The following is a 5,555-nucleotide window of genomic DNA, read 5'->3' as shown; positions in this document are numbered from 1 at the left end:
CACGAAGATCCATCGAATAAGGTTTGCCCATCCAAGCTGACCTCCTCCAGCCAGCATGTTGAATCAGAGCCGCCCTGATTTGGGAATCCCAAATCGAATCAACCTAACCTCATCCCGCTCTAGTGGTCCTTTTGATTCTAACATTCGCAAAAGGGGCCACTGAGACGGGATGCGAATGTTAGAATCGGACCACTAGCCGTCGTGGCGTGCGGCCGTTATTGCAGCGACAGACCCGTCGCGGCTTCAAGCTCGGCGAGCGCTTGTTTGGTGCTGACCACCTTGATCGTGGTCATGCCCATGTCGCGGGCCGGCTTCAGGTTGACGCCGAGATCGTCGAGATAGACGCAGCGCTTCGGGTCGACTGCGAGCGCATCCACCATCATCTGATAGATTTTCGGGTCCGGCTTCCTGAGACCGATTTTGGCGGATTCGATCACATGATCGAACAGCACCATTACCTCGGCGACGTAAAGCGTTCGTCCGCCGGCGCTACCGCTCGCATTGGCCGGAAGGTTGTTGGTGATACATCCGGTCTTGAATTTGGACTTGATGCGTCTGAGCGCCTCGACCATTTCAGGCCGCAGATCGCCGGACAGCAGCGGCAAGACGTCCTTGCCGCTAACCTCGGCTCCAAGCGCCCGCGACTCCGCGGCAAACAGGCCGTCGAAAGTCTCGATATCCACCTCGGCCCGTTCGAATTTCGCCCAGGCATTCTCGAGATGGTTGGCCGCGTTGGTGCGGCGGATGATGTCGGTGGGCAGGCCGCGCTCGGTCTCGAAGCGGGCGAACGCCTCGAACGGCGAGGACGTCAATACGCCGCCGAAGTCCCAGATGACTGCGTCCAACATCGCTTCCCCGCGGCAAACCCAATGGTGGGGAAGCCGCTACCATGACGGGAGCTTTTGCGCCAGTCCTCGCTCTTCCGCGAATTTTAGCCCGTCCCGGACGCCGAAGCTCGCTCGCTGCCTGCGATTGGCGCAGGCTGCCGATGAACGGTTTGCCGTGGTGTAGTGGGCGGCTTCAGCGGAACTGAGAGCCGGCAGATCAAGCCTTCGGGGCGCCAGTCGAACTCGGCCCGGCCTCCGAGTTGGGATTCGATACTGGCAATCACGCTGCGCGTTCCGAAGCCGCGCGACACCGGCTCCACGACAGCCGGACCCTCCCGCTCTTCCCATAATATCCTGAGAACATCCGCCTCGACTTTCCAGTGAATCGCGAGGCGCCCTGTCAGAGTGGACAAGGCTCCATACTTGGCTGAGTTGGTGACCAGTTCATGCAGCGCCATAGCCAGTGTTTGCGCGGTCGCAGGCTGCAACTGAACGTTCGATCCGCTGAATACGATCTGATCGTTCATCAGATAGGGCGCGAGCTCCTCATCGACGAGCCTGGTGATCTCCGCGCCTTGCCAGCTCGACAGCGACAGGATGGTGTGTACCCGTGCCAACGCGCCAATTCGACCCTCGACCGCCTGCATGTAGGATTTGGCGCTTTCGCCGCGCGTCAGCCGGACGATCGACTGCGCAAGCGCGAGCGCGTTCTTGGCGCGGTGATCGACCTCGCGGGTGAGCAGGCTTTGTCGCTCTTCCGCGCGCTTGCGTTCCGTTATATCGACGGTTACGCCGCTGACGCGGATGACACGGCCGGTCTTGTCGACAGTGGCGGCGGCGGTGCCGAACAGCCAGCAGATTTCACCATCCGGGCGAACGATACGGAATTCGGTCTCGTAGGATTTGACTCCGTTGTCGAACTGGATCGCGGCCTTGCGCAACTCGTCGATGTCGTCGGGATGCAGCAAAGCCCGCACATTCTCCGGGTTGACGGCAAAGTCTTTCGGATCGACACCGAATATCCGGAACTGGCCTTCGTCCCACATCCAGTCGCCGTTGACCCAGTCCCAATCCCAGGAACCCATTCGTCCTGCGGCCAAGGCAAGGCTGCGGCGCTGCTCGCTTTCGAGCAGCCGCGCGTTGGAATATTCAAGCTCGCTGGTGCGGGCACGAACCCGGTCTTCGAGCTCGGCGTTAAATCGCTCAAGCTGCCGCGTCTTGCGGTATAGGTCGACGAAGATACGGATCTTGGCGCGCAGCACCTCGGGAATCACGGGCACCGGCACATAATCGACCGCGCCCATTTCGTAGCCGCGGAGACGATCGAGGTCGGAAACCTGAATCGCGGAGATGAAGATCATCGCCGTCTTCTGGAAGCGAGGGTGTTCGCGGATCATCGCCGCCAGCTCGAAGCCGTCGAGCTCGGGCATGCAGACATCCACCAGAATCACGGCAACTTCGTTTTTGAGAAGATATTCGAGCGCTTCCCGCCCCGAGGTCGCGACCACGAGGTTTTCGCCGAGCTCCTTGAGGATAACCTCATAGGCCAGCAATTTGGCCGGCTGGTCGTCAACCAGAAGAATGTCTACCTTTTCCTGGTCTGTCATTTATCCCGTGCCCGCTTTCCGAAGTTCCTGTCGCAGTACCCATCTTTCACAAGCTTCGGAAATCATGGGCGCTAGCAAACTCATCTTTTCAGCGATGAAGCCACATTCTGATAGCAAGCAGCAACTGTTCGGTGTTGACCGGCTTGGCGAGATAATCCGAGGCGCCGGCCTCAAGGCATTTCTCCCGGTCGCCCTTCATCGCTTTGGCGGTCAGCGCGATAATGGGGAGCCTCCGGAACGCCGGATCTGTGCGGATGACGCCGATGGTCTGATAACCGTCCATCTGCGGCATCATGATGTCCATCAGCACCACAGCAATCTCCGGGTTTGAGCCGACCAGCGCGACCGCCTCACTCCCGGTCGTCGCCGTGAGCACCTTCATGCCACGGCGTTCCAGAACGCTCGACAGCGCAAAGATGTTGCGCGCGTCGTCGTCGACCAGCAGTGCGGTGCGGCCCACCAGGTCCTCATCGGAACTGTTGAGTTTTTCCAGCATCCGCTGCTTCTCGATTGGAAGTTCCGTGATGACGCGATGCAGGAACAGCGAGGTTTCGTCCAGCAGGCGTTCTGGCGATTCCACGCCCTTCACCACGATGCTGCGGGCCATGGTGTGGAGTTCGGCGTCTTCTTCGACAGAGAGTTCGCGGCCGGTGAAGACCACCACCGGAACGTCCGACAGCGAATCGTCCTTGCGGATCGAATCGAGCACCTCGAAGCCGCTCATGTCAGGAAGTCTGAGATCGAGGACCACGCAGTCGCACGGGTGATCCCGGAGCGTGGAGAGGGCGCTGGCCCCGGTATCCGCGGTCACGATCTCGATGTCATCATGGTCGAGCAGTTCCCTGATGCTCATCTGTTCCGCCGCATTGTCTTCGACGATCAGTAGCCGCTTGCGGCGAGGTTTGGCGTATTCCTTGATCTGGGCGAGCGCTGCGGCGACACCTTCGGTGGTGGTCGGCTTATTGACAAAGGAGAATGCACCGCGCGCCAGTGCGTGCTGGCGGTCTTCATCGAGCGTGATGATCTGGACCGGAATATGCCGCGTCAGCGGATTATGCTTCAGCTGGCTCAACACCGTCCAGCCGAGCATATCGGGCAGGAAAACGTCGAGCGAAATAGCGGTCGGTTGATATTGCTTGGCAAGATCCAGCGCTTCCGCGCCTCTTGCCTCGACCAGGACCTTGAAACCCTTGTCGCGGGCAAGATCCACCAGCACCCGTGCATAATGCGGATCGTCCTCGACGATCAGCAGAATGGTGTCGCCGGGCTCAAGGCCCAGCCGATCGTCCGGCAGCTGCTCGATGACCCGCTCCTGGGTCCCGACGGGCATTGCCGGCGCCACGCCATACTGGCTCGGTGCGCTCACGCGTGGCGCGATCGTCGGGCCGCAATATTTCAGCGGCAAATAGAGCGTGAAGATGCTGCCCTTGCCCGGGGTGCTCTGCAAATGGATTTCGCCGCCGAGCAGGCTTGCGAGCTCGCGGCTGATGGCAAGGCCGAGTCCGGTGCCGCCGTATTTTCGGCTGGTGCCGGCATCCGCCTGCTGGAAGGCTTCGAAGATCAGCTTCTGCTTGTCCTGGGGAATACCAATGCCGGTATCCGATACTTCGAAGGCCACCACCGCGGGCGAATGATCGAGAACGGGATGTTCGGCGCTCCAGCCGCCAACTGCCGCCGAAACACTGAGGCGCACGCCGCCCTCGGCGGTAAACTTGAAGGCGTTCGAGAGCAGGTTCTTCAGCACCTGCTGCAACCGCTTCGAGTCGGTATAGATGCTTCGGCCGAGATGCGGATCGACCGCGATATCGAAGGTGAGCTGTCGATTTTCGGCTTCGTGGCGGAAGGGCCGGCCGACGGTTTCCAGGAGATTGGTGGTGAGAATTTCCTCGGCCTCCACCGTCACCGTGCCCGATTCGATCTTCGAAAGGTCGAGAATGTCGCTGATCAGGTTCAACAGGTCGGTGCCGGCGCCATGGATGGTGCGAGCGAATTCGACCTGCTTGTGCGTCAGGTTGCCGTCGGGGTTTTCGGTCAATTGCTGACCCAGAATCAGGATGCTGTTAAGCGGCGTCCTGAGTTCGTGAGACATGTTGGCCAGGAATTCCGACTTGTACTTGGAGGTGAGCGAAAGCTCTGTGGCCTTTTCCTCGAGCGCGCGGCGGGCCTGCTCGATTTCCTGGTTCTTGCGCTCCACCTCGACGTTGCGTTCGGCGAGCTGCTGGGCCTTCTGTTCGAGCTGCTCGTTGGTCTGCTGCAATTCCTTCTGCTGGGTCTGCAACTCGCCCGCGAGCTGTTGCGATTGCGTCAGCAGCCCTTCCGTCTGCATCGTGGCTTCGATGCTGTTCAGCACGATACCGATCGAGTCCGTGAGCTGTTCGAGGAAGGTCATCTGCGATGTCGTGAAGCTCGAAACGGAAGCAAGCTCGATCACGGCCTTGACCTGGTTCTCGAACAGAACCGGCAGCACCACGAGGTTTTTCGGGGTAATGCGCAACAGCGCCGAGTTGATCGGAATCGTATCGTCGGGAATGTCGGATACCAGCCGTTGCCGCTTGTCCATGGCGCATTGCCCGATCAGGCCTTCGCCAATCTGGATCACCTGCGCGTGCGGACTGATGCCGTCGCTGGCATAGGCCGCGGAGAGACGCAATTGAGGGCTTTCTTCGTTTTGGACCTGGTAAATCACGCCCCGATGCGCGTTGACCAGCGGCGTGAGTTCGGTCAAGAGCAGCCGGCCGACGGTGGTCAGGTCGCGCTGGCCCTGCAGCATGTTGGTGAAGCGGGCGAGGTTGGTCTTCAGCCAGTCCTGCTCGGTATTGAGGTCGGTCGTGAGCCGGAGGTTGGTGATCATCGTGTTGATGTTGTCCTTCAGCTCCGACACTTCGCCTCTGGCATCGACCTGGATCGAACGGGTCAGGTCGCCTTTGGTCACGGCTGTCGCCACTTCCGCGATCGCGCGAACCTGCGAGGTCAGGTTGGCTGCGAGCAGGTTGACGTTGCCGGTCAGGTCCTTCCAGGTGCCGGCAGCGCCGGGCACGTTGGCCTGACCGCCGAGACGGCCTTCGACGCCGACTTCGCGCGCCACGCTCGTGACCTGATCGGCGAACGTCGCCAGCGTCTC

3 protein-coding genes are annotated in these 5,555 nt (G+C 60.6%); all 3 read right to left on the bottom strand.

Annotation, left to right across the window (positions count from 1 at the left end; all coding sequences use genetic code 11):
• Positions 1-215: 215 nt before the first annotated feature.
• Positions 216-848, bottom strand: coding sequence for an HAD-IA family hydrolase (locus tag WB528_RS00545; RefSeq protein ID WP_423886485.1), 633 nt, complete (start codon positions 846-848; stop codon positions 216-218).
• An 83-nt stretch (positions 849-931) separates the two neighbouring features.
• Positions 932-2,434 carry a sensor histidine kinase gene (locus WB528_RS00540; protein WP_423886484.1) on the bottom strand — a complete coding sequence of 501 codons (1,503 nt, stop codon included), beginning with the start codon at positions 2,432-2,434 and terminating at the stop codon, positions 932-934.
• Positions 2,435-2,522: 88 nt separating this feature from the next.
• On the bottom strand, positions 2,523-5,555 hold a 3,033-nt coding region (locus tag WB528_RS00535; protein ID WP_423886483.1), incomplete at its 5' end, for a response regulator.

Origin of the sequence: Bradyrhizobium sp. (assembly GCF_049586575.1) — a bacterium.
In the GTDB taxonomy this organism is placed as follows: domain Bacteria; phylum Pseudomonadota; class Alphaproteobacteria; order Rhizobiales; family Xanthobacteraceae; genus Bradyrhizobium.
The sequence above is the reverse complement of the archived record's forward strand: the minus strand, read 5'-3'. Positions and strand labels throughout refer to the sequence as shown.